The following is a 23,127-nucleotide window of genomic DNA, read 5'->3' as shown; positions in this document are numbered from 1 at the left end:
CGAGTGTATAGCGAAATAAAATAAAGGCCTGTTCAATTGAATGAAACAGGCCTTTGTCATTTTTCTTACTGCTTTTTATGGCAGTCGGAATATCTTTATATTATTTGATAGATCTTACGCTTTCGCTTTTTTCTTTTTAATAACAACCCAGATGCTACCAATTAATCCTATAACTAATAGGCAAACAGGTAATAGCATAAGGATATTCATTAAATGGTGTTCGTACTGACGAAATAGTGGGCTATTACCTAATATATAACCCAATGTGGTCAGTATACCGACCCATAAAAGTCCACTTAACCAATTGAAAATCTGAAAGCGAGTATTATTCAATCCAGCAAGGCCGGCAATTGTTGGCAACAATGTTCTAACGAACGCTAAAAAGCGACCAATAAGTAATGCAGCTAAGCCATGACGATGAAAAAGCCCATGTGCGCGCTGGTGATAATGTTCTGGTAGATGTGATAGCCAACTGCGTACTAATTTCGTATTTCCAAGCCATCGCCCTTGAAGATAGCCCAACCAACAACCTAGGCTTGCTCCTGCAGTCAAAATAAGTAAGGTCAATGGAAAATCCATTGTATCTTTAGCAATTAACACGCCCACTAAAATTAATAAGCTATCTCCTGGTAAGAAAGCTGCGGGCAATACTCCGTTTTCTAGGAATAGTATGGTGAATAATAAAATGTAGATAATCCATATTAATGAAGGATTAGCTAAGGTTTCGTAATCTTGATGCCATAGCGCCAAGAATAGCTCTCTTACGATTTCCATATAAAAGGCTTCCTAAAACTGAGTCATTTGGGGGTAAATATAAAATCAATAGGTGTTGTAATCTATTTACCCGTTTTCTACTTCATAGGGTCTATTTTTCATTGTTTAAAACAGCAACACTCTAACAAAATCAGGAAAAACTAGACAGAAAATTTTTCAACTGGATGACGACACCACTTACGCATGGATATTGGATTGTGAAAAATAGACATCTAATCTTTTTTTGAGTTCAGAATAGAGAGTTTTTTAAATTAAACCTTAAGAAAATGAATATTATCAAAAGGCATTCTCTATTTTATAGAGATCATAAAAGATAAATTTTTAATATTAATTGAGAGAAAATAAAACGTTATCTTGTTTATATTGTTCATCTTTTTTTGTTTGTTTTTCATTCAAAACAAGGCGGTTCAGAGCAGATAATTGTTAGTTATAATGTTAATAAAAAAGGCTATCAGTTGATTAAAAAAAACAAAAAGAAGAGAAATAAAATAAAAAACAAGTAAGATAACTAAGTATAACTTACTGATAATAATAATTTCTTTCATTTTGTATTGGTACACTAAAAAGAACAAAATCCTATTATGATCACAGTTATGTTATTTTATTGTTAACAAAAATGGTTAATGCTGTATATTTTGCATAATCAGCTTTTCAGCGCGATTCAATTCCTTATACTGGCATTGCAAACACTCAATAATGCCTTTTTTAAATATTATTTTAAGTAATGGAATAGCTATGGATAAACAACAATCCAGAGTCTTCAGCCTGTTTTTTAAGGGAAGCCTCGTCAAACAAATACTCGTTGGTTTAGTCGCAGGGATCTTACTTGCTTGGTTAGCGCCAGAAGCTGCCAAGATGATGAGTCTATTAGGTACCCTGTTTATTAGTGCACTGAAAGCTGTAGCACCTATCTTAGTATGGGTACTGGTTATGGCTTCGATTGCTAATCACCGTCAAGGGCAAAAATCGAATATTCGCCCGGTATTAATTTTATATCTGCTAGCAACGTTCTTTGCTGCATTAACCGCAGTTGTTGCGAGCTTTATGTTCCCATCTGTTTTAACGCTGGTTGTTAACGAATCACAACTGTCACCACCTGAAAATATCGCTGAAGTGCTTAAAGGCGTATTAATTAATGTGGTTGCAAACCCTGTTGATGCGCTTCTCAATGGTAACTATATGGGTATTCTAGCGTGGTCTATCGGGCTGGGATTAGCATTACGTCATGCAAGTGATACCACTAAAGCCTTAACACAAGATTTAGCGGATGCAGTGACAAACTTGGTACGTGTTGTTATTCGTTTAGCGCCTATCGGCATTTTCGGCCTCGTGTCATCGACGATAGCAACAACAGGTTTTGAAGCTTTATCTGGCTACTTGCATGTTCTTGTTGTGCTAATTGGCTGTATGTTGTTTGTAGCTTTAGTTGTGAATCCAATAATTGTATTTTGGAAAATTCGCAGTAACCCATATCCATTAGTCTTTGCCTGTTTACGTGAAAGTGGTGTAACCGCCTTCTTTACACGTAGTTCAGCTGCAAATATTCCTGTGAATATGGCTATGTGTCGTCGTATGAATTTAAATGAAGACACTTATTCTGTTTCCATCCCATTAGGCGCAACCATCAATATGGGGGGAGCTGCAATCACTATTACTATTTTGACACTCGCGGCTGTAAACACTCTGGGGATGCCTGTTGATATCCCAACTGCGCTGTTATTAAGCCTAGTTGCTGCAATTTGTGCCTGTGGTGCATCAGGAGTTGCTGGAGGATCATTACTATTAATTCCATTAGCTTGTGGCATGTTTGGTATTAGTAATGATATTGCAATGCAAGTTGTTGCTGTTGGGGTCATGATTGGTGTGTTGCAAGATTCAGCAGAAACTGCATTAAATTCAGCAACGGATGTTCTTTTTACTGCAACAGTCTGTATTGCAGAAGATAATCGTATTACAGAAAACCCGTTAACTGAAAAAAATAATGGGTAAGTAGTTAAAAGTAGTAAGACAGGAAGTGCAGTAAAAATAATAATTAATAAAAAAATAGAACCCCACATTCTTATGTGGGGTTTCTTTTTTGCTAATATATTGATAATCCATTAAATATTAAGAGCTAATTCTGTTCCTTGTCTAATCGCACGTTTTGCATCTAATTTACTGGTATCCTTTGCACCACCAATAAGGTGAACGATTTTGTTTTTTGTTTCTAACGGTATCAGTAATGGGTGATAAGTACGTTGTCCTGTACACAATATAATATTATCAGCCATAAGAAGTTGTTGTTTGCCATCTTGTTCAATAACAAGGCCTTCTGGCGTAATTTTTTGATAATGGCAATGTGTTAAGAATTTAACGCCTTTTTTCTCTAATGTTAGCCGATGTATCCAACCTGTTGTTTTACCTAAATTCAATCCTATCTTTCCAGCTTTACGTTGGGTCATAACAATCTGTTTATTATCATCTTTTAATTGATTTTCTGGTTTTATACCGCCACGAGATGAAAGTGTTGGATCAATGCCCCATTCTTTATTAAAAGCACAGGGGCTTAGGCTACTGCATTGGCCTTTTTGTGTAAGATAAAGGCCAGTATCAAAGCCAATACCCCCGCTACCAATGATCACTACATCTTTGCCCACCGATTGATGGTGTTTTAAAACATCAAGGTAAGTTTTAACAATCTTATTATCTTGGCCTTCAATATCGGGAAGGTGCGGAGTAACACCACTGGCTAAAATAATCTCATCAAAATTTTCAAGATGATGAGGAGTAGCTTCGATATTATTTTTAACAATCACACCAGTGAGTTGTAGTTGTCGTTTAAAGTAGCGTAAGGTTTCCTTAAACTCTTCTTTTCCAGGAATTTGGCTAGCAATATTCAATTGTCCACCAATAACATCTTCTTTTTCAAAAAGAGTGACATGATGACCGCGTTTCGCGGCTGTTACCGCAAAAGATAATCCTGCGGGACCCGCACCAACAACCGCTAACTTTTTAGGTCGTTGGGTTGGTATAATAAGAAGCTCGGTTTCTCGACACGCAAAAGGGTTAACTAAACAAGAGGCGGTTTGGCCTGAAAATATTTCATCAAGGCATGCCTGATTACAAGCAATGCAAGTATTGATTTCATCTTCACGTCCTTGTTGCGCTTTAAGCACGAATTCAGGATCAGCAAGAAAAGGGCGAGCCATTGAAACCATATCGGCGCAGCCTTCTGCCAAAATAGCTTCTGCAGTTTGTGGTGTGTTAATGCGATTTGATGTAATTAGTGGGATATTGACCTTTCCCATTAGTTCTCGCGTCACATTCGCAAATTGGCCTCTTGGCACCATAGTGGCAATGGTCGGAATTCGCGCTTCATGCCAACCGATCCCTGTATTGATCATTGTTGCGCCCGCTTTCTCTACGGCTTTGGCAAGATAAAGCACCTCAGAAGCATCCGAGCCATCTTTAATTAAATCCAACATAGAAAGACGGTAAATAATAATAAACTGCTCACCGACGGCTTTTTTTATGCCTTCAAGAATACGTAAAGCGAAACGACAACGATTTTCAATATTTCCACCCCATTGATCGTTTCGCTGATTTGTGTGGCTGACTAAAAACTGATTAATTAAATAGCCTTCAGATCCCATTATCTCAACGCCATCATAGCCCGCTTTTTGGGCTAATTGAGCACAGTGAATATAGTCATCGATAGTTTGTTCGATTTGTTCATGACTCATTTCTGTTGGCATAAAAGGGGTTATTGGAGATTGAATTGCTGAAGGGGCAACTAAGTTTGGCTGGTAACTATAACGACCTGTATGCAAGATCTGTAAAGCAATTTTACCACCTTGTTGATGAACTGCATCCGTAACAAGTTGATGAGTTGTTAGTTGGTTTTCAGACATTAATGTCGCAGCATGAGGCAATAAGACACCTTGTTTATTGGGAGAGATCCCTCCAGTTACTATTAATGCAACACCTGCTGCCGCACGTTGGGCATAAAACTGTGCAAGTTTTGGGGCATCATTTGGATTTTCTTCGAGTCCAGTATGCATAGAGCCCATAAGAATACGGTTTTTAAGTACAGTAAACCCTAAATCAAGCGGCGAAAATAGATGAGAATAATGTGCCATCAGATACCCTTTTTAGACTGGTCAGATGAGATATCTATAGCATAACGAGAAGTGAGTGATTAAGAGTTCATTATGTTAATAAGTTGTGATCTTAATCATGGAAAAGGTGAATAGCACGTTATAAAGCAATAATAATCTAAGTGATTACTTAATGAGAACAAATAGTGATAATAAAAATCACACTCATTCATAATATTTCATCATATAATGTAGTGTACCTATTAATACGTATTAAAAATACACATCACTATTTTCAATTTGGAGACGTTATGATTAATAAATTTAATCAACTTGTTGACTGTTCTGACTTGGGTAAACTTGTATTACGTGTTTCTCTTGGTGTTTTAATGTTATTACATGGGCTTCATAAAATGGAACCGGGTGGATTAGCTGGTATTCAGGGGATGTTAGCTAATTTTAATCTACCCGCCTTTATTGCTTATGGTACCGTGATTGGGGAGGTGGTTGCACCTATCTTACTGATTATCGGTCTATTTACTCGTGCATCAGCACTTATTTTAGCAGGTACAATGTTTGTTGCTGTCTTGATGGTTCATTCTGGTGATTTATTTGCATTAAACCCTAAAACAGGGGGATGGGCACCAGAAAGTGCTGGCTTTTACCTATTTGCTGCGATAGCGGTGATGTTTTTAGGTAGTGGCCGTTTTGCAGTTAAAAAAGATTAATAAATTTAATAGTCAATAAAATTGAATGTTATTGCTGTAACTTGATTAAAATAGATGAATAAACGCCCAGATCTCACACTATATGCAGACTCGATCTGGGCGTTTTATTTTAAGCAATTTTATGGCTTATCGGTTTAACCTAAGTCATTTTTATTTTTGAGTTGCTGGCGTTAACTTAAAGACCTTTTCATTTTCACCTAACCACTGGCGAGCAACTTGGTTTATATCGTTAACACTTAATGTTTTTATAATGGCAGGATCAGTGAGTAAACGCTGATACTGTTGGTCATCTGTTGCAACTTGAGCAAGAGCATCTGTCCAATAACTTGCACTGTCATTCACCTGTGAATTTTCAGTTAGCCAGATATTTTTGGCCTCTTGTAACTCTTTCTCTGTAATACCTGACTGCTTAACTTCATTCACGACTTTACGGGCGAGAGTGATTAATTCATCTGCGCGTTCAGGTGATGCTGTAAAATTTAAACGACCGGTATAGTAGCTTGTAGGCACTTTCGTTAACATTTCAGAGAACCCAAGTGAATAAATTCCACCTGCTCTTTCACGTAGGTTGAGTCTTAAACGTTGACTGATCACTGTATCCAGTAAATTTAGCGTAAGTACTTGTTGTTGTGACCATTGAGCTGGTGCTGCATATTGAATACTTACCATACTCTTATCACTGCTTGCGATAGGGTATGTTTTGCTAAATGAAGTCAGCTTTGGATTAATAGCAGGATCTGCCCAGAATAGACGCCGTTCAGAGCGTGTCGGGAGACTTGCAACCCAGCGTTCAATCAGAGGTTTTACCTGATTAATATTGACAGGGCCACTGATAACTAATGTCATATCAGCAGGTTGTCCTAAGATCATTTGGTTTGTTTGCTGTAATTGTTGAGCAGTAAACTGTTTCCAAGCACCTTGCGGAGAAACCACTAAACGATTGCCATTTTGATAGCTTTCTTTATTGATCTTATCCAAGAAAGTGCGTTCAACGGGTGTTTTTGAAATTCCTAATGCCATGGCTTGCTTCTGTTGCTCTAACTTCTCACCATTAAACTGTGGAGACGTAATTTTTAGATGCATTAAGGTTAGCAAGGTTTCTAGTTCATCAATTGGCGCTTCGCCACGGAAACCATGGAATAACAGTTCACTGTAAGGGCGCAAACTAATTTGGTGTTGCTTAGTAAATAGCGCTAACTCACGCGCATTATAATTACCGTATCCACTCACTTCAGGTAATTTTAATGCCCATTGTACCATGCCTAAGCTTTGATTTGTTTCAAGTGAAGAGCCGCCCGGAATACGCAGTGAAACTTGAATATTATCTTTGAGATAACTGTCATTTTTCACAATCACTTTTACATTATTGCTCAGTGTCCATTCTTGTGTTTTTTCAATCGGAAGTGATTGCGTTGAAACAACTGAACCTGTGAGATCAGGTTTAATATCGAGTACAACAGCTTGAGTTTTTAGGGTAAATGCTCCCGGGTTTGATTGTCTAATTTCTTGCCAACGTTGCGTAGCTTTAGTTGCATTAAACAAATTAGCATCATTATCGGGGCCAATCACCGCAACTCGTGGTGATGATTGCTTTAGGTATTGAGCAAAATAAGCTGACAATGTTTCAGGGGTCACTTTATTGATTAATTGATAGCTTAAATTCAGTGCCTGTTTTTTCGTTTGAATTGGCATATCCAATTCAATAGCTGTTGTGATTTGGTTGGCCAAATAATCGTGCTCATAACGCTCTTCACCCGCAGCTTGTTGGCTTAGGCGCTTTAGCATTGCGTTACGGGCATTATCTAGCTCTTCTTGAGCCACTGGAACAGAGGCGAGGCGTTGAACTTCTGTAAATAAGATATCTAGTGCGCCTTGATAATCATTACCTTTAGGGTGCGCAATCATCAATTGTTGTGAACGACGAGAGTCTAACATTGAGCCTTGTGCATTAGCGCTAATAGAAGCTATTAAGCCATTATCAACAATAGTGGAAAAACGTTGATTTAAAATTGATAGCCATAATGAATCCATTAAATCTTCATATTGACCTTGGCGACTATTTAAAGGTGCTGGCAAAGTACGTTGCAAGGTGAACTGTAAAATACGCGAACCTTGCTCTTTGTCGAAAATCGTTTTGACCAGTAAATCTTTATGATCAATAAAATTGTGCCAAGAAGGATCATCAATTCCTTTATTTTCGCTATTTTTAGCGTTAAACAGATGCTTAATATCAGCAATAGCGTCGCCCTGATTAAAGTTACCAACCAGTACTAATGCCATTCTTTCTGGTTGATACCAAGTATCGTAATAGCGTTTTGCATCTTTCACATCGCCATGTTTAACGATTTCTAAATCGCCAATAGGATCACGGTCTAGATAACGGCTACCATAATAACGCAATTCTTCTAACTGGCGGTTAATACGAAAACCAATGCCTTGGCGCAAGCGCCACTCTTCAACAATAACAGGGCGCTCTTTATCAAACTCAATAGGGTCAAAGGTCATTTCAAATGCCCAGTCAGATAAAATCTTTAACCCTGTTTTAATTTGGATCGGGTTTGCATTTGGCAATGACAGTTTATAAGTCGTCGCATTTAAACTTGTCGCGGCATTAACATGACTACCTAATTTCATGCCAAGGCTCTCAAGTTGTTTAAAGCCTGTTGTTCCCGGAAAATGAGTTGTACCTTTAAATGCCATATGTTCAGTAAAGTGCGAAAAACCAAGCTGTTTTTCATCTTCTTGAACAGAACCACTTTTTACCAAAAGACGCATTTCAACACCGGTTTGTGGGCGTTGCAGTAAGTAAACGTCTAAACCATTATCTAGGGTAAAATGGCGAATATCAGGACGCAGTAATAGCGTACTTTTGTCATTTTGATTAGGGGTGTTTGCCGCACACCCTAAAAGTGAAAGACTGACTGAAACAATCAGTAATTTACGATACATATTCGGTAACTCCAGCAGGTTGAGAGGAGGACACGGTAGGGGCTTTGAGTGAAATCACATTATCTGCAATCACATGTGTAAAGCGCTGGTGGCTGACTAACGCAATACCCGCGGTTGGCAGATGTTGTTTTAGTAACTGCAACATGTTTAATGCATTTTGTTCATCAAGTGCAGAGGTGGTTTCATCTAATAAAATAAGATCAGGTTTATTGAGCAATAAACGAGCAAAAATAAGACGTTGTTGCTCACCGCCTGATAGACGTGTTGTCCAATCCGTTTCAAGTGAAAGTTGATTTTTTATTTTGTCTAAACCCACCAAATGAAGTGCTTCTTCATACTCTTTAGTGGAGAATTGATTAGGCTGACAAGGATAAGCGAGCAAACTGTCTAAACGAGCAAAAGGCAGATACATACGCTGTGGGATCCAACACACATTTGGTGAACGTTGAATTTCCCCTTTAAAATAAGGCCAATGCCCACTTAGTGCTCTAAGCAGTGTTGATTTACCTAAACCAGAGCAACCTTCAATAACGGTTAATTCACCCGCTTTTACAGAGAAGTTAATATCTTGGATTAACAGGCTGTCATCTTGCATAAACAGAGAAAGATTAGCTTTTAATTTAGTCTGTTTATCGTTTAAATCAGCGACTTCTGGTTCATGATCGTGCTCTAAAAGCACCACAAAATTATAAAGACGTGTCACTGTTGCTTGCCATGCGGCAATCTCTTTATACGAGAAAATAAACCAGCTTAATGCACCTGCAACACTAGAGAATGCTTGTCTTAATTGCATTAATCCTCCTAGCATTAATTCGCCAGCAAGGAATTTAGGTAAGGCAAAAATAATCGGTGCCATTGCAGTGGCTTGTTGATAGCCGACAGTGAAGAATGCAAGATTTCTCTCGTAGCGGATAAGGTTATTCCAGTTACGAATAACCCCTAAAAAGCGGTCCATTAATTCGTTGCGATCACTGATTTCACCACGCTGACCTGCAATTGCATCGCCATGTTGTTTACGGGTGATGAGAGCAGTACGGTAATCAGCCTCTTTGCGCTGTTTATCCATATTAATCTTACGCAAGGGTGAGCCAATAAATTGCGTAATGGTTATCCCGATAATGGTATAGATAATACAAGCCCAGAACATATACCCTGGAATTGTCCACTCACTTCCTCCTAATGTGAAGGATATAGCGCCAGACAGTGACCAAAGAATAGTGGCAAAAGAGATAAGCGTGAGTAACGAGTGCAAAAATGTGACAGTTAAACGCATTGTTGATTCGATCAGTAAACGAATATCTTCTGCAATACGCTGATCGGGGTTATCAGGCTCTTGAGATGTCAGCCTTAACATGTAGTGTTTACTGTTTTTTGATAACCAGCGATCGAGCACTTGTTCAGTCATGCCTTCGCGCCAGCGAATAACCATTTTTTGGCGTAAGAAATCGCCCATTACTACAACAGTAATTAATCCTGCGATAATAATGACAAATTGTTGAAGAAGCTTGTAGAGCGCTTGTCCATCAAGTTGTTGTAATGCGTTATAGAAACTACCATTCCATTCATTCATTTTGACGTTAAACCAGACGGATGACAGGGTTAAGGTCAAAGAGACTATCAATAGAAACCAGCAGTAAAGGGCGGCGCGCCGCCCCCAAAAAGGTGAAACTAAATAGAAAAATTGTTTTATTGTTTTCATTGCTTATTGGTCATATTTTTATTGTATATCGACTTGGTTGCTCACATTAACTTCGTCAATTTATTAATAGTCGTAGCTAACTTGTAACCAGAACTGACGACCTGGCTCATACGATTTGTATTCTTTATCTTTGTAAGTAAAGTGATCAGCAACGTTTCGAGTATTTAATACGTTGTTAACTTCAATTGACACACCAACACCATGAGCAAACTCAGGTTGCCAGCTTAGTTTGGTATCCCAAGTAAAGCGGCTACTGTAGTTCTGTTTTTTATAGGCATAAATATAACCCGCTTCAGGTGTTTTAATTGGGTTGCCGTTATTGGTTTTTTCTGCTTGAGAGCGCCAGCTATTCCATTGTAATTGGTTAAACCAAGTCACATTCCATTCATCCCAAACACTTGTAAGATCTGCTGTGACTTTTAATGGAGAATTGAAGTTACCAGAGGGTAAGTCTTTGGCATCAATGATTTTTCCGTCATATAGCACTTTGTTTCGGTTAACGTTTTGAGTATTTGGACTAAAGTCGGCATAACCTGAATCTTTAGGGGTATTGGTTTTGCTTTGTTGCCAACTTATTGAAGCATTAAAAATATGATCAGCTTGTGCTAATTCCCAAGGCTGGCTATTTTTCACCGATAAAGTCACGGTATCGTGTGAACTACGGCCCTTGTTATTGAATGCACGAATATTCATTTTTTCGTAATCAGTGCTACCTGGATATTTTGTATCACTACGCACTTCATCACGACCATTACGATGAACGTATTGTAAACGCCAAGTGGTTGAGGCGATTTCTTGTTGCAAGCCCAATGTGAATTCGTCGTTGTAAGGCGTTTTTAAAGAATCTAGACCGTCAAAGTCTGTACGGTTATTCCAATTGGCATTAGGTGATTCGCAATCGAAGTAACAGTGTTGCAAGCCTGCATTTTGTGCCCCATACAATGCATAAGTTAACATGGAGCGGCCGTAGTAACGGTTTACACCACCGATTAAGAGCGTATTGCCTGTGCCCCAAATATCATAAGTACCACTTAAACGAGGTGAAATATTGTTTCTTTGAACAAAATCATCTCTATCTAAACGAATACCAGGACGCAGTGTTAAGCGTTTATATTGAATATTATCATCAAGATAGATTGCATAGTTTGTATAGGTTGCACTATGGCTTCCTGATCGGAAGCGTGTTGTATTTGAACGTCCGCCACTCCACTCGTTTGTATCGGGATTAGTTATTCCTGTATAGAAATAACTATAAAAATCTTTATCTCTGATATAAGAGCCTTTAGTTCGAGCAACTTCAAAGCCCGTTGTGGGCTGGTGTATGGTTGAGCCTAAGTCGAACGCGTTAAAGCGCATTATCGCTTTAGTGCTTACGGTTTCTTGATTACTCTTTAGATCACCCTGACCTCCACTGTTATAACTTGTTGGTGTTGACCAACCAGTAATTGCATCATCTAAACGAATAAAGTAATTTTGATCATTCGTTCGTTTATCTTCTAGTTTTTGATAACCCGTTGTTAATTCTAATGTTCCGAGATCTAATTTATGTTTATAAAGCGCAGTGAAACTTAAACCATTATGCTCATTATCATAGCCTGAGTTATAGACTGAACCTGAGAATAAATAGCTTTTATAACGCGCGATATTACTTGATAAATCAAGAGATTGGGTCTCTGAAATATCCCAAGAATATTTGATAAAATAGTTATCTGAGGTACGAGTTTGGTCACGATAACCTGCGTTTTGTTCAACTTGTTCTAATTGATAGTCAGGTGTGTGAATAAAACCTCCCGCACTACTCATCATCATCGGAATGGTTGATTCACGGCGAGAAGCAGAGAATATTAAACCTGTATGCTCAGTTAACCCTGTTTCAAACCAACCACCAAAGTTTTGTTTGTCGTATTTTTTCTGGAAACGGGCAGGATTACTAAAATCATTATTGGCTGTATCAAAATTTAGTTTTGGATCAGTAAAAATATTATTCCAGCTTGAACGCGTTGTGCGGTAATAAGCATTAGCATGAGTTTCACCAGACCAGCGACGACTCTGCACATCAACGGTGCCTCCTGTAAACCCGCCAAATTCAACAGGAATATTGTTATCGTAAACCGTGACGCTATCAATTAAACGACTATCAAGGTACATCCCTTGTTCATCACTGGTTACTCGAGTATTGGTTTCACCATTACCTGAATTAGCCGGATCAAAGTCATTGTTAAAGCTGACACCATCAAGTTTATAAGAGTTTTGATAACTGCTAGAACCATGAATAGAAATGCGTGAGGGTTTAATTTCACCCTGATTCATTGACGTGCTGTCATTATTGGAGAATTGAACTGCGGGGTTACTTTTTAGTAGGTCAGTGATGTTGCCATCACCGGTATTACGCTGTTTTATCTCTTCTGACGTGAGGTATTGCGGAGCGGAAATGACATCGGTAGCTGGGTGATAAGTACTACCGACACCGGTGACTTTAACTTCAGGAATAACAATCGCGTTAGTTGTGGCGAGAGGACGAATAACAAATCCACTTCCTTGTGGAATAATTTCTAAACCACTACCAATTAAGACTTTTTGTAATGCAGTTTGGGTTTCAAATTGACCTGAAAGTGCTGGAGCCCGCAGGTTTTTGATCGAATTTGCATCAAATAAAATTTGTACTTGCCCTTGTTTTGCAATGGCACTTAATGAATCAGCCAAAGACTGTTCTGGCAAAGCCACTGAAACGGTAGATGCATAAGCGCAAGGTGCGACAATAGTGGTACTTATTAGCAATGCTAGCAGAGACCTCTTAAGGATCTCTTTTTTGTTATTCATTTTCATTTCACCAATCCCATTCACTAACTTAATAATTGTTGTTACTAGGGAAGAGGGTGAAATGAGAATTATCCTCACCTGTAAAAAAGAATATTTTTCATATTTCTTTTTACTTGTTGATAATTAACGCATTATTTTTATCAGTAAAAACGACATTAACCGGCAATATAAGTGGAATTGCGGTAATAAAGTCTTTGGCATCATTTATGTTAGCTATTCCCGAGACTTTCATGTTGGCAATTTCGGGTGAGGAAATTTGAATATTGATATCAAGATAAGGTTTGAGTTTAGCTATCACTTCATTTAATGGACGCTCAAAGAAATGCAGTTGGCCAAAACGCCAACTTCCCACGGAATCAATGTTGACCGAAGAGATAACAAAATTGTCATTTGCTAATGTGCTGGTGGCTTGAGAGCCTGCATACAAATAGGCTGGGGACGATTTTGGTGTTGCTTTTACTTCAACAATCCCTTCATGGACAGCAACGTTAATTTGGTGGTTATCATAGCGACTAACTTCAAATTCAGTGCCGACAACTTTAATTAATCGAGTATCCGCATGAACATAAAAGGGGCGATAAGGATTTGATTTGACCTTGAAATAGGCTTGTCCTTTATCTAACCATAGCTGTCTTTCTGCTTGCACATAAGCCACTCTTACCTGTGTGTTTCTGTCTAAATAGACTTTAGAGCCATCAGCTAAGGTCATTTCTTTCGGTAAGTCGCTGGTTGCAAGCGTCATATTATCCATCAATAATGCAGGTAAATGACTATAAGGAAGATACAAAACAGTAAGTAAACAAAGAGTAGCAGTGGTGTGGATCATTGGACGCCAAGGAGAGCGTTTTTTCTTTTCAACTGTGGCTATTGTTGGTCGTGGTAATGCATCGCATTGACGCCAGATCCCCGCAATATCTTGATACGCTTGCCGGTTTACATCATTTTCTATCCATATTTTAAATGCTTGGCGTTGTTTGGGAGTCATCCTTTGGCTGTGTTGTCGGGTGAACCAAAGGGCTGCTTGCTCATCAGTCGATTCATTGAGTAATTCATCATTAGTCTCCAAAAAAAAGGAGTCTAGATCCTCATCTGTGTGAGGTTTCGTTTCCGGTATGTTTTTCTCCGGCTTACTCATCATTCGTGCACTTCTCCTGTCCTGCATCGACATATCTTTTGCAATGTAATAGGGCAGCAGCAATATGTTTTTCCACCATGCTGATTGAGATTTCCATTTGCTCTGCAATTTCGCTTTGTGATAGTCCATCAAAACGATAAAGAACAAATGCTTCTCGACGGCGTGGAGGTAATGTTTCAATTGCTTCGCTAAGTAGATCTAAACGCTGTTGATGCTCAAGGACATATCCCGGATCAAGCTCCGTGGTATAGCTTTGAGCGGCGTCATCTAGTTCATAATCATCCTGATAGATATCTTTTTGCTTTTGATTTTTTCTCCAATGGTCAATCAAAACGTGGTTCGCTATTTTAAACAGAAAAGCACGCTGTTCTTGTACAGGTGTTTGTTCTTTTCTGTTTAGCCATAGTGTAAACACATCTTGAGACAAATCATCTGCATCATGGTAATTACCCGTACGTTTGTGGAAAAAACGCACAAGTTGTCCATAGGTTGATTGATAGGCACAACTAATTTTTTGTGCCAATGATTTATCGCTAGCCATAATCTCTGGTGTCTAAAAAAGAGTGAAATAATAAGCTCTTACTGCTTCTCATGCGAACAAGTTATGATAATTATCAAGCTAATTTTTTATTGTATTATTAATAATAAGCAATATCATTTGTGTTTATATTATGCCTATAATTCACAAGAAAGAAAATCTGAGGCAAGAATTATGAGTAGTATGTCGGCGACTTTTTCGCGCCGTGGTTCATTTTCTATTGGTGGATTAACCGCCAGTATTTTATTTCATGCAACGTTAGTTGTTGTCGCTATTGGCTGGATAACATCTAAAGATGAACGCCATGGCGTTTTACCACCCGCGATGACAATGGATCTTGGTATCTATCAACTAGCACAGGCAGAAACAAAAGAAGTTCCTGTTGGGCCTGAGAAAGTGATGTCTGTTCCTGAGCCAGCAGAAACAGAACCAGAGCCTGTGAAAGAAGTATTGGATTTGCCTAAAATGCCAGTAGTGGCACAGGGTACTTATGAGCGCATTCCAGAAAAACCGAAAGTAAAGCCAGTGGTTAAACCAAAGCCGGTTGCAGTAAAAGTCCCTGATGATCTTCCTGTCTCAGAAGCGCCATCGGATGTAACAAGCGCGCCTATTTCAGGCTCTAATACAAGCAGTAGTGCTCAGTTTAATAGTTTATCTTCCTCTTCTGTGAGTGGACAGATAGGATGGGAAAGCTTGGTTCATAGCCATATTAATGCCTATAAACGTTATCCTCGAACAGCATTGCGCTTTAAAGCAACGGGCGTGACACAAGTTTCTATTGTGTTAAATGCCAAAGGTGAATTATTAGATGTAAAAGTAGAAACATCATCAGGTAATCGCCTTCTTGATAAAGAGGCTTTAAATACAATTAAACGCGCTTCGCCATTTCCAGTACCAGAAAGTTATCGTTTAGAAAATGGGAGTATTTCGTTTACGGCACCTTTAAGTTTTGATTATAAACAGAACAGTTAACCAAAACGTTACGTGCTAGATCTTAAAATATAAAAAAGCAGAGAATAATCTCTGCTTTTTTATTATCGAATACCGTAAATAAATTCGATTATTTACTCATACGTTTGTACTTCATGCGACGAGGCTGAATAGCATCGTTACCTAATGTACGTTTTTTGTATTCTTCATATTCAGTAAAGTTACCTTCAAAGAATTCCACTTTACCTTCATCTTGGTAATCGATGATATGTGTGGCAATACGGTCAAGGAACCAACGGTCATGGGAAATAACCATCGCACAACCTGGGAATTCTAACAGGGCATTTTCTAATGCACGTAAAGTTTCAACGTCGAGGTCGTTGGTTGGTTCATCGAGCAGTAACATATTACCGCCAACTTGCAGCAGTTTAGCAAGGTGTAAACGACCACGCTCACCACCAGACAGTTCGCCAACACGTTTACCTTGATCAACGCCTTTAAAGTTAAAGCGACCAACATAAGCACGGCTTGGAATTTCAAAATTACCAATACGCATAATGTCTTGGCCACCTGAAACTTCTTCCCAAACCGTTTTACTGTCATCCATACTATCGCGGAACTGATCAACCGATGCCAACTTAACAGTATCACCAAGTGTTAAGGTGCCTGAATCAGGTTGCTCTTGACCAGAGATCATTCGAAATAGTGTTGATTTACCCGCACCGTTAGGGCCGATAATACCGACAATCGCCCCTTTAGGAATAGAGAAGCTTAAATCATCGATCAGAACGCGATCACCATAAGATTTTGTTAGATTATTAATTTCTAACACTTTATCCCCTAAACGTGGTCCAGGTGGAATAAAGAGTTCACTGGTTTCATTACGTTTTTGATAATCAACGTTGTTAAGTTCTTCAAAGCGAGCAAGACGAGCCTTACCTTTTGCTTGACGACCTTTAGGATTTTGGCGGATCCACTCAAGTTCTTTCTGAATAGATTTATGGCGAGCCGCTTCGGTTGCCGCTTCTTGCTCAAGACGTGCATCTTTTTGCTCTAACCATGAAGAGTAGTTACCTTCCCATGGAATACCTTCACCACGGTCAAGTTCTAAGATCCAACCTGCTACGTTATCAAGGAAGTAACGGTCGTGCGTGATCGCCACAACGGTACCTTCATAATCGTGTAAGAAGCGTTCTAACCAAGCTACAGATTCTGCGTCTAAGTGGTTAGTTGGTTCATCTAATAACAGCATATCTGGTTTTTCTAAAAGAAGACGACAGATAGCAACACGACGGCGCTCACCCCCTGAAAGTTTCTCAATTTTCGCGTCCCATTCAGGTAAACGCAGCGCTTCTGCTGCACGCTCTAATTGGTTTTCAAGGTTATGCCCATCATGAGATTGAATAATCGCTTCTAGCTGACCTTGTTCTTTTGCTAATTTATCGAAATCAGCATCAGGATCGGCATAAGCCGCATAAACTTCATCAAGGCGGTTTAATGCGTTTTTCAGTTCGCTGACGGCTTCTTCAACGGCTTCACGTACGGTATGTTCAGGATTTAATTTTGGTTCTTGTGGTAAGTAACCAATTTTAATACCTGGTTGTGGACGTGCTTCACCTTCGATATCAGTATCAATACCTGCCATGATGCGTAGTAATGTTGATTTACCGGCACCATTAAGACCAAGCACACCAATTTTCGCGCCCGGGAAGAAGCTGAGTGAAATGTTTTTAAGGATATGTCGCTTAGGCGGGACTATTTTCCCGACACGCAACATACTATAAACGTATTGAGCCACTATAATTACCCTTTGATTATAAAAGAGATTTTATCTGAGGAGCCACTTTTCGCGCTAAAAACAAATTTTTTGTAATTAAGCCGCGTGTTTATGGCACCAAAATGAACAATAGCAAAGTCAATGTCAGTATTTGCCAAAGACCCGAAAATGATGAAAGTCGCCAGTATACCCGATTTATAAAAGAAAACCTTAGTCAAAAGAGAGGTTTTTATCTACCTTTCGTACTTCCTCTGAAAGTAATGAATATTTATCTTAAAGAGGGGAACTTACATTGTTAATGATTATCATATTAGCTAATGTATTCAGTCTTTGGTGGTTCTATTTGAAGTGGGAGAAATTACGTGGTAAAGCAAACATGGTCATTAGCAGTAGCAATAGGTGCATTGTGTTTTTCTACATGGGCACAAGCTGATTCATTAAGTGAACAACGTGTTCGTTATCAAGAAATTAAAGCTGCATGGGATCTTAAAAAAATAGATGAAGTAGAAAAATTACTTCCAACATTGCAAAGTTACCCACTTTATCCCTATTTGGAATACCGTCAAATTACGGACAATCTTGATGTGATTGCACCAGCTGTAGTCACTGAATTTGTAGCCAAATATCCTACATTACCACCAGCAAAAGCACTTCCTTCTCTATTTGTAAATGAATTGGCAAAACGCCAAGAGTGGCAAAATTTACTGACTTTTAGCCCAAATCCACCCAACCCTAAAGCTGCAAGATGTAATTATTATTATGCAAAATGGGCAACAGGCGATATTCAAACCGCGTGGGTAGGTGCTAAAGAAGCATGGCTAAATGGCACCTCAATGCCATCAAGTTGCGATGCTCTTTTTGATGAATGGCAAAAGGCGAATCAATTAACTCCAGAATTAGTGTTAGAGCGCATTAACTTAGCGATTAAAAATGGTAATACGGGACTTGCTGCTTACTTGGCACGGCGCCTTCCTCAGAATTATCAAACTATTAGCGATGCCTTGGTTGAATTACAAGACTATCCAAACTTAGTGGGGCGATATGCAACCGCTCTTTCACCGACGGATTTTTCTCGCTCAATCATACAATCTGCATTTTCTCGTTGGGCAAGAAAAGATGCAGATGCAGCTAGAGCACAAATTGATAATATCGCACATGCCCAAAAAATGACGGCGAGTGAACGTCAGTTAATGCGTGATACGGTGGCGTGGCAATATATGCCTTATGCGACACCAGAGCAGGTAAAATGGCGTGATAGCGTTATTCAAGACACTGCATCTGATACATTGCGTGAGCGTCGAGTACGACTAGCATTAAGCCAAAACCAACCAGCTGAATTGGCATTATGGCTAGAAAGACTCTCACCTGAAAGTAAAAATAAGGAAGAGTGGCGTTATTGGCGTGCAATGGTGTTGCAATCACAAGGTAAAAACAGTGAAGCACAAGCTATTTTAGAAGCGCTGACACAAAATCGTGGTTTTTACCCTATGGTTGCAGCGACCAAATTAGGTAAGCCTTATGTGATGGTAATAGATAAGGCACCCAGTGTTTCACCAAGTATCCCTAATCAGCCAGAAATACAGCGTGTTCGTGAGTTAATGTATTGGCAAATGGACAACTTAGCGCGATCAGAGTGGGCAAACTATATTGCTTCACAGCCAGCGCAAATACAGTCTGAATTAGCGCGTTATGCGTATGAGCAAAAATGGGCTGATTTAGCAGTACAGGCCACGATCACAGGTAAAATGTGGGATCATCTAGAAGAACGTTTCCCTCTTGCTTGGAAAAATGAGTTTGAGCAATACACGAAAGATAAATCGATAGATCGCAATTATGCGATGGCAATTGCTCGTCAAGAAAGTGCGTGGAACCCACAAGCACGCTCTTCAGCGGGGGCAACAGGTTTAATGCAGGTAATGCCAAAAACAGCCGAATTTACGGTAAAACAGGCGGGTATTACGGGTTATGTCAGTAGTGCGCAGTTAACAAATCCTGTGAAGAATATTGAGATTGGTACGGCATATCTTGATTCTGTCTATCAACGTTTTAACCAAAACCGTATTTTAGCAAGTGCTGCGTATAATGCGGGGCCTGCGCGCGTTGATCGTTGGTTATCTGATGCAAATGGTCAATTAGATGCAATAGCGTTTGTTGAAAGTATCCCTTTTGCTGAAACGCGAGGTTATGTCAAAAATGTACTCTCTTTTGCAGTTTTCTATAGCTACTTTGCGGGTGAACAGCAGCCTGTACTGACTCAAAATGAGTGGAATAGTCGTTATTAAGAGATAATAGCGCGGATTTATCGTCGGAGCCTCTTTGTACATTAGCAAAGTATGTTATATTGTGTACTAGTTAATGAGTGTGGCAAAAAGAGGTTCCCACGATGCAAGATCCTGCATTATCACCTGAAGAGAATGAGCACTGGCTAAGATTTGTTGCGTTATTACAACATGCTTTTGAGCAAGATGTGCAATTTCCTATTTTACAACTTTTAATGACACCCGATGAACGTAGTGCTTTGGCAACGCGAGTCCGCATTGTGCAAGAGCTAATGCGAGGCGATTTAAGTCAGCGTGAGTTAAAAGAAGAGTTAGGCGTTGGTATTGCCACCATCACTAGAGGCTCTAATAGTTTAAAAACAGCGCCACATGACGTGAAATTATGGCTTGAAAAAGAGCTAATGACAAAGAAATAGTTGCGTTGTTATGATATAAACTAGAGTAATAAAAAAGCCATTTAATCATTTGATTAAATGGCTTTTTTGTTTCTTATTTATCTAAAGCTGATATATCTAAAAAACGTATCAGATTAATTATTAATCTTCTTTTTGATTGAGTTCTTTATAGATATCATGAGTGACGGGCACTAATGCCAGCACTAATGCTTGTTGATACACAGAAGTACGACTAAGTAGGCCATCAGTAAAATAACCAATCGCACCACCGCGCTGTTTAATATTATCAATCTTTGTTAAGAAAGCCATTTCATCGCCAAGCTCGCGACCTTCACGGATCCCTTTTAAGATCTGTTCTGGTAGCATAAGGCTTGCAGAGCGTGATTCTCCACGAATTTGCCCATGTTCGACAACAATCCAAGCAAAAGTCATATCATCTTCAATACCGGCTTCGACGCCAACCCAAAAATCAGCTTCAGGGCGAACTTGACGAGCCGCCATCACACGTTGACGTGCGCCAGTTCTCGTTTCTGTATTTCCGATAGGTTGCTGTGGAACACGGCTATCGACATTAATATCTTCAATATCAAAGGTATCTTTACCGAATACTTGCTCAAAGGCGAGTTTTATCGCGTTGATTTTTGCTGGATTCGTAGTGGCTGCAATGACATGATACATAATGAATTAATCATCCTTTGAAAAATTAGAGCAGTATAACGGAAAAAATGTATGTTACAGGTCTATCTTGTTCGCCACGGTGAAACTGAATGGAACGTGGCGAGACGTATTCAAGGGCAATCTGATAGCCCACTAACAGCAAATGGTGTGCGTCAAGCACAGCAAGTTGCTGAAAAAGTAAAATCAGCAGGCATTACCCACATTATCTCAAGCGATCTTGGCCGCACTCGTCAAACGGCAGAAATCATTGCACAAGCTTGTGGCTGTGAAGTGATAACTGACCCACGTTTACGTGAACTCAATATGGGCGTTCTTGAACAGCGAGAGATCGCAACATTAAAGACACAAGAAGAGGCTTGGCGCAAGAGTTTGATTGATGGTACACCTGATGGGCGAATTCCCCAAGGAGAATCAATGGCAGAATTAGCAAGTCGTATGCAGGCTGCGCTAAATCAATGTCTTGAGTTACCCGAAAATAGCCGTCCTCTCTTAGTCAGTCATGGTATTGCTTTAGGGTGCTTACTGAGCACAGTATTGGGATTACCTGCATATGCAGAACGCCGTTTAAGATTGCGTAATTGCTCGATTTCACGCGTTGACTATCAAAATAGCCCTTGGCTTGCCAATGGTTGGGTGATTGAAACGGCAGGTGATGTAAGTCATCTTACTGATACTGCATTAGATGAAGTTCAGCGCTAAAAAATAAAAGCTCTCTTTTTCATATCATAAAGAGAGCTTTTTATTATGCGGTTACATCTTCACGTTTAATGGGAATGTAATATTCAAAACGTTCGATATGATCTTGTGGCTCTGTCACCATCTCATTGCTGTAACGCACATTTTTAAGATAGTATTTTTCAACATCATAGCCTTTACGGCGTGTTAATCCCATATTGGGTAAACAGACACCATAAATTAGGAATAAAAACTCCTGCATTGCGCCTCGTTTTGCCTCACCTTCAAAATCAAAGCGAATATAATCACCGCCAGCGAGAGAGACTTCATTTGCTGCATCATCATCAATAAACGTTGCATAATCTGGCTCAACCGCAGTTGTATAAAGTACGCGCTGTTCGTCTTCATGCTCATCGCTATGTTGAGTGTGATGAAGCCCATACACTTGATGAGGAACGGCACTTATCTTACTCATATAGTAGTGCCAGAAGGTTTGACGCATGTTAGAGCAGGCTTCAGCCCATTGCTCAAGGGTATGGCTGCAAGTTTGCTCAATACCAATTAATTTCTTCTCAGATAACGTTACAAATTCCCATTTAGGTAAATTTTGAGGATCTAAGGTAATTGGTGGACAAATTCCTACCGCACACCATTCATCAGAACGGCGATAAAGAGCGGGTGTTCTATCAAATTGCTTTTTAAAAGCGCGGGTAAAAGTCTGTTGAGAATCAAAACGATATTGCAAAGCAATGTCTAAAATAGGGCGGCTCGTTAAACGTAATGCAACGGCTGCACGGGATAGGCGCCTTGAACGAATATAAGAACCAATCGCTTGTCCTGTAACTTCTTTAAACATGCGTTGTAGATGCCACTTGGAGTAACCCGCTTTAGTTGCGACATTATCGAGGGATAATGGCTTATCTAGGTTATTATCAAGCCAAGCGAGCAAATCACGTATGATGTTGGTTTGATCCATACATCTCCCTTAGTCATATTCGTTTATTTATTGCTGTAGATGGTAAATAGCCTGAACATCTATAACAAGTTATATTGTTAGACAATCGTAAAATATAGTCTTTTTCATCGACTAATGTACACAAATTCTTCTATCAGTTAGTAATGGATTGTTTTATTCTAGATGGAATTATTTTCTCATCTTTTCAATGGAACAAGGTAAATATGTTAAATTTCAAAAAGATGTTAGCTGTATCTATCTTACTCCCTTTTTCTTTGATGGCAAAAGCAGAAGAAATTGGCTACGTGGATACGGTATTTAAATTTTTTGGCGCTAACCATAAAATTGTGATTGAAGCATTTGATGATCCTGAAGTTAAAAATGTCACATGTTATTTAAGTCGAGCAAAAACTGGGGGCATTTCAGGAAGTTTAGGTCTTGCTGAAGATACTGCTGATGCGGCAATCTCTTGCCAGCAAGTAGGGCCTATTGAACTAAGTGAAAAGGTTATTAAAGGAAAAAATAATGGTGATGTTGTTTTCCAGAAAAGAACATCACTTGTATTTAAAAAGCTTCAAGTTGTGCGTTTTTACGATAAACAGCGTCATGCTCTGATTTATCTGACTTACTCAGATAAAGTCATTGATGGTTCGCCAAAAAATGCGATTAGTGCAGTACCTATTATGCCGTGGAAAGAGTGATTTTTATTTGCTAAAGAA

Annotated in this window: 17 protein-coding genes; 7 read left to right on the top strand and 10 right to left on the bottom strand. The window is 39.2% G+C overall.

Translation table 11 applies throughout. The features are described from left to right. Nucleotides 1-114 precede the first annotated feature (114 nt). Entirely contained in the window at nt 115-774 is a 660-nt protein-coding gene (locus DK857_RS01370; protein ID WP_109393169.1) for a DedA family protein, read from the bottom strand. Nucleotides 775-1,509: 735 nt separating this feature from the next. Between DK857_RS01370 and sstT the strand changes: the two genes are divergently transcribed. After that, a complete protein-coding gene (gene sstT / locus DK857_RS01365; RefSeq protein WP_109393170.1) occupies nt 1,510-2,763 on the top strand; it encodes a serine/threonine transporter SstT in 1,254 nt (417 codons plus the stop codon). Nucleotides 2,764-2,873: 110 nt separating this feature from the next. Here sstT and DK857_RS01360 read toward each other — a convergent pair whose 3' ends face one another. Next, nucleotides 2,874-4,892: an oxidoreductase gene (locus DK857_RS01360; RefSeq protein WP_109401349.1), complete on the bottom strand. Its 2,019-nt coding sequence runs from the start codon at nt 4,890-4,892 to the stop codon at nt 2,874-2,876. Nucleotides 4,893-5,161: 269 nt separating this feature from the next. On the opposite strand from DK857_RS01360, the gene DK857_RS01355 reads away from it, so the two are divergent. Further along, nucleotides 5,162-5,578, top strand: a complete 417-nt coding sequence (locus DK857_RS01355; RefSeq protein ID WP_109393172.1) for a DoxX family protein — start codon at nt 5,162-5,164, stop codon at nt 5,576-5,578. Nucleotides 5,579-5,728: 150 nt separating this feature from the next. Here DK857_RS01355 and DK857_RS01350 read toward each other — a convergent pair whose 3' ends face one another. From DK857_RS01350 to DK857_RS01330, 5 genes are all read right to left on the bottom strand, one after another. Continuing rightward, complete coding sequence (locus DK857_RS01350) at nt 5,729-8,527, bottom strand: M16 family metallopeptidase (protein WP_109401348.1); 2,799 nt, start codon at nt 8,525-8,527, stop codon at nt 5,729-5,731. After that, complete coding sequence (locus DK857_RS01345) at nt 8,517-10,226, bottom strand: ABC transporter ATP-binding protein/permease (RefSeq protein WP_098941175.1); 1,710 nt, start codon at nt 10,224-10,226, stop codon at nt 8,517-8,519. The genes DK857_RS01350 and DK857_RS01345 overlap by 11 nt, the downstream gene beginning before the upstream one ends. Nucleotides 10,227-10,289: 63 nt before the next feature. Continuing rightward, nucleotides 10,290-13,052, bottom strand: a complete 2,763-nt coding sequence (locus tag DK857_RS01340; RefSeq protein ID WP_109393174.1) for a TonB-dependent receptor — start codon at nt 13,050-13,052, stop codon at nt 10,290-10,292. 103 nt (nt 13,053-13,155) lie between these two features. Beyond that, nucleotides 13,156-14,184, bottom strand: a complete 1,029-nt coding sequence (locus tag DK857_RS01335; protein WP_227003100.1) for a FecR family protein — start codon at nt 14,182-14,184, stop codon at nt 13,156-13,158. Continuing rightward, entirely contained in the window at nt 14,174-14,722 is a 549-nt protein-coding gene (locus DK857_RS01330) for an RNA polymerase sigma factor (RefSeq protein ID WP_109401347.1), read from the bottom strand. The genes DK857_RS01335 and DK857_RS01330 overlap by 11 nt, the downstream gene beginning before the upstream one ends. Before the next feature lie 171 nt (nt 14,723-14,893). Between DK857_RS01330 and DK857_RS01325 the strand changes: the two genes are divergently transcribed. Continuing rightward, nucleotides 14,894-15,691 (top strand): energy transducer TonB, encoded by a 798-nt coding sequence (locus DK857_RS01325; protein ID WP_109401346.1) that lies wholly within the window; start codon nt 14,894-14,896, stop codon nt 15,689-15,691. A gap of 88 nt (nt 15,692-15,779) precedes the next feature. Here the strand turns inward: DK857_RS01325 and ettA are convergent, their stop codons facing one another. Then, nucleotides 15,780-17,447, bottom strand: a complete 1,668-nt coding sequence (ettA, locus tag DK857_RS01320; RefSeq protein WP_036911774.1) for an energy-dependent translational throttle protein EttA — start codon at nt 17,445-17,447, stop codon at nt 15,780-15,782. A gap of 341 nt (nt 17,448-17,788) precedes the next feature. On the opposite strand from ettA, the gene sltY reads away from it, so the two are divergent. Together sltY and trpR are read left to right on the top strand one after the other, a co-directional pair. Beyond that, nucleotides 17,789-19,708 carry a murein transglycosylase gene (gene sltY / locus DK857_RS01315; protein ID WP_109393177.1) on the top strand — a complete coding sequence of 640 codons (1,920 nt, stop codon included), beginning with the start codon at nt 17,789-17,791 and terminating at the stop codon, nt 19,706-19,708. Between the two features lie 101 nt (nt 19,709-19,809). Further along, nucleotides 19,810-20,121 (top strand): trp operon repressor, encoded by a 312-nt coding sequence (gene trpR, locus DK857_RS01310; RefSeq protein WP_075671359.1) that lies wholly within the window; start codon nt 19,810-19,812, stop codon nt 20,119-20,121. A 120-nt stretch (nt 20,122-20,241) separates the two neighbouring features. On the opposite strand, the gene yjjX is transcribed toward trpR, so the two are convergent. Beyond that, on the bottom strand, nt 20,242-20,778 hold the full coding sequence (gene yjjX / locus DK857_RS01305; protein ID WP_023580954.1) for an inosine/xanthosine triphosphatase: 537 nt from the start codon (nt 20,776-20,778) through the stop codon (nt 20,242-20,244). A 51-nt stretch (nt 20,779-20,829) separates the two neighbouring features. Here yjjX and gpmB point away from each other — a divergent pair, with 51 nt between their 5' ends. Beyond that, the gene (gpmB, locus tag DK857_RS01300) at nt 20,830-21,477 is read left to right on the top strand and encodes a 2,3-diphosphoglycerate-dependent phosphoglycerate mutase GpmB (protein ID WP_109393178.1); all 648 of its coding nucleotides are present in this window, start codon (nt 20,830-20,832) and stop codon (nt 21,475-21,477) included. Nucleotides 21,478-21,520: 43 nt separating this feature from the next. Here the strand turns inward: gpmB and robA are convergent, their stop codons facing one another. Next, nucleotides 21,521-22,429: an MDR efflux pump AcrAB transcriptional activator RobA gene (gene robA, locus DK857_RS01295; RefSeq protein ID WP_109401345.1), complete on the bottom strand. Its 909-nt coding sequence runs from the start codon at nt 22,427-22,429 to the stop codon at nt 21,521-21,523. 221 nt (nt 22,430-22,650) lie between these two features. On the opposite strand from robA, the gene creA reads away from it, so the two are divergent. Further along, nucleotides 22,651-23,109 (top strand): protein CreA, encoded by a 459-nt coding sequence (gene creA / locus DK857_RS01290; RefSeq protein ID WP_193528581.1) that lies wholly within the window; start codon nt 22,651-22,653, stop codon nt 23,107-23,109. The last annotated feature ends 18 nt before the right edge of the window (nt 23,110-23,127 follow it).

Source organism: Proteus terrae (genome assembly GCF_003144325.1).
In the GTDB taxonomy this organism is placed as follows: Bacteria; Pseudomonadota; Gammaproteobacteria; order Enterobacterales; family Enterobacteriaceae; genus Proteus; species Proteus terrae.
This window is presented reverse-complemented; position numbering and strand designations above follow the sequence as displayed.